Annotated in this window: 1 protein-coding gene; it reads right to left on the bottom strand. The window is 75.2% G+C overall.

Annotated features, from left to right (window positions below; genetic code table 11):
- Positions 1–221: 221 nt before the first annotated feature.
- Positions 222–3206 (bottom strand): helix-turn-helix transcriptional regulator, encoded by a 2985-nt coding sequence (locus tag E1265_RS35105; protein ID WP_132935003.1) that lies wholly within the window; start codon positions 3204–3206, stop codon positions 222–224.
- Positions 3207–3316 lie beyond the last annotated feature (110 nt).

The raw sequence follows: 3316 nt of genomic DNA, 5'->3' as shown, positions 1-3316 counted from the left end.
ACGGCCGCAGGCCAGCACGGCCGCAGGCCAGCACGGCCGCAGGCCAGCACGGCCGCAGGCCAGCACGGCCGCAGGCCAGCACGGCCGCAGGCCAGCACGGCCGCAGGCCAGCACGGCCGCAGGGGCCGGCTCGTGGCGGCGAAGCCGCCGAGCCGGCCCCTGCGGGCCGCACGCACGCGCCGTGGCCTACGCCAAGCGCGCAGCGAGCGCGTAGCGGGGGGTCAGGTGCCGACCAGGCCGAGGCGGTGGGCCAGGGCGGCGGCCTGGCCGCGGCCGGTGACTTCCAGCTTGGCCAGGATGTTGGAGACGTGCACGCTCGCCGTCTTCGGCGAGATGAACAGCTCCTCGGCTATCTGCCGGTTGGTGCGGCCGGCGGCCACCAGCGTGAGTACGTCAAGCTCACGACGGGTCAGGCCGAAGGAGTCCGGCTGGTCGAGCTCGTCTTCCGAGGTCAGCGTGAGCCGGCCGCGCTGGGCGAGGCGCGCGGCCTCGGCAAGCAGCGGCCCGGCGCCGAGCCGCTCCGCGGTGGCGTGCGCCTCGGCCAGCCGCTCGGCGGCCCGCTCGCGCTCGCCCTCGGCGAGCAGCGTCTCGGCCCAGCGCAGCGCGATCCGCGCCCGCTCCCGGGGGCGGGTCAGCCCGTCGAAGGCGGCGGCGGCCGCCGCCCAGTCGGCCGGGCAGGCCGTGCCCTCGGCCCGCCGCAGCTCCGCCTCGACCAGCAGCCCGTAGGCGCGCCACACCGGGTAGGACTGGGGCAACGAGGCCGCGCCCTCCCGGACCCTGGAGATCGCCGCCGGCTGGCCGGGCTCCGCCGCCGGCACGCCGCGGGCCTCGGACTCGGCGACCGCGGCGGCGTCCAGCATTGGCCAGGTGTAGCGGCCGACGCCCGGGGCGAGGTCGACGGCCAGGGTCTCGGCGAGCAGCCGGCGGGCGTCCAGGATCCGGCCCTGCTGGGCGGCGAAGCCGATGCGCGCCTGGGCGGCCGGGTGGGCGTACTGCGGGGCCGAGACGTCGAACGTGTTGTAGTGCTCGGTCATCCGGGCCAGCTCGGTCTCGGCCGTGGCCAGGTCACCCCTGGCCACGGCGAGCAGGGCCAACCGCTTGGCCGCCAGGGCGTGCGAGACCGGCGTCTGCGCGGTGCGCCGCGAGTCGAGGACGGCGATCTCGCACTCGGCCCACCGGCCGAGCGAGAACAGCGAGTCGGCGCGGTTCCCGTGGAGCCAGGACTCGGTGTCCCGCAGCCCGTAGCGGTAGGCCAGCGGCAGCGCCTCATCGGCGACCTGGATCGCCTCCTCGGATCGGCCCATCGACTCGAGTAGCGACTCCATGTTGATATGGCTGCGGGCGAAAACGCTGACCAGCTCGGCCGCCACCACCCGCCGGGCCGCGTCACGCATCACGGTGACAGCGGCCTCGCCGTCACCCCCCTCGACCAACAAGCCGCCCCGGCTGATCAACGCGTTCATCTCCGACTCCTCGTCACCCACCTGCCGGGAGAGCTCAACGGCACGGTCGGCAACCGCGACGCCCTCGGGGCGCGGGTCGAAAACAACGAGCCAGCCGGCGGCCTCCGTCATCACGTGGGCATGCACCGGCGAGGGCGGAAAGCCGGAGAGCAGCTCCTGCGCCATGGCCAGCTCCGCCCAACCGTCGTTCCTGGCCATGTGACGGACCAGTCTGGACTTCTGAGTCCAGAACCAGGCGGCGCGCAGCGGGTGGCCACGTTCATCCATGTGCCGCAGAGCTCGATTGACGACGGACAGGCCGCGCTCGGGATCGCCTGCGCGGCGGGCCGTGACGGCCATCTCGGCCAGCAGGTCGAGGAAGCTCAGCTCCTCGTCGTCGCAGTCGCACAGCGGGTAGGACTCGACGCCCTCGGCGAGCGGCAGCCGCTTGCGGACCTCGGGCGGCGCGTCGTCCCAGACCTCGAGCGCCCGCTCGAGCAGGTGCAACTGCTCGGCGTAGGCGTGGCGGCAGCGGGCCGCGGCGGCGGCGCTCAGCGCGGCGGGCAGCGCCCTGGCCGCGTCCCGCGCGTGGTACCAGTAGCTGGCGAGCCTGGCCGGCCGCTCGTCGGCCCGCACCAGCTCAGGGTCGGCCTCCAGGGCCTCCGCGTATCTGCGGCTGAGGCGGGACCGCTCGCCGGGCAGCAGGTCGTCGTCCACGGCCTCGCGGACCAGGGCGTGCCGGAAGCCGTAGGTGTCGTCCACGTCGGCGCGCAGGATGCTGGCGCCGACCGCGGCGCGCAGCGCCTCGATCAGCTCGTCCTCGCCGAGCCCGGTGACCGCGCGCAGCAGCGAGTGCTCCACCTTGGAGCCGCCCTCGGCGAGCGTGCGGACCACGCGCTGCGCCGACTCCGGCAGGGCCTCGACCCGAACCAGCAGCAGGTCGCGCACGGAGTCGCTGAGGATGCCGGGCCCGCCGCAGTCGCTCGCGGTGGCCAGCTCCTCGACGAAGAACGCGTTCCCGTCGGAGCGCTGGTAGACCTGGTCGAGCTCGCGCGCGGACGGCGCGCTGCCGCGGATGCCGACGAGCTGGCCACGGACCTCCTCGCGGGTGAAGCGGGCGAGTTCGACGCGCAGGACGGTGCGCTGCCGGTCCAGCTCGGCCAGGAAGGGCCGCAGCGGGTGGCGGCGGTGGATGTCGTCGGAGCGGTAGGTGGCGAGGAGCAGCACCCGGCAGCGCTGGAGCGAGCGGAAGAGGTAGCCGAGGAGGCCGCGGGTGGAGCGGTCGGACCAGTGCAGGTCCTCGATGACCAGCACCAGGGTGCGGTCGGTGGCGAGGGATTCGAGCAGCCGGGCGGTGAACTCGAAGAGCCGGGCGCGCTCGTCCTCGTCGCGTCCGGCCCTGGCCGCCGCCGTTGGCTCGCCGAGCTCGGGGAGCAACCGGCCGAGCGCGCCGCCGAATCCGGCGGTGGCCTCGGCAAGCTCCTCGCCGAGCTGGCGGTTGAGCCCGCGCAGCACGGTGGAGACGGGGGCGAACGGCAGGCCCTCCACGCCGACCTCGACGCAGGCGCCCTCGGCGGTGACGGCCCCCGCCGCCCTGGCCTCGGCCAGGAACTCCGCCAGCAGTCGGCTCTTGCCGACGCCCGCCTCGCCGCCGATCAGGACCGCCTGGGGCACCCCGGCCGTGGCCGAGGCGAGGGCCTCGGCCAGGGTGGCCCGCTCGGTGGCGCGGCCGACGAAGACGGGGCTGACGGTTCTGATGTGCATGGTGGGCAGGATCGCATACGGCGCTGACAGTCGGCCGGGCAATTCCGTCATGCCCGGACTCCCCGGCGCAGGCCGAGCAGCCAGCCCCTGGCCCCGCCCTGTTGGCTCAC

The organism is Streptomyces sp. 8K308 (genome assembly GCF_004348315.1).
Taxonomy (GTDB): Bacteria; Actinomycetota; Actinomycetes; order Streptomycetales; family Streptomycetaceae; genus Streptomyces.
Note: the sequence above shows the minus strand (reverse complement) of the source record. Positions and strands in the feature narration are given on the sequence as shown.

Coding starts and splice junctions, on each gene's coding strand:
- E1265_RS35105 (WP_132935003.1), bottom strand. CDS start 3,206: ATGCACATCAGAACCGTCAGCCCCGTCTTCGTCGGCCGCGCCACCGAG.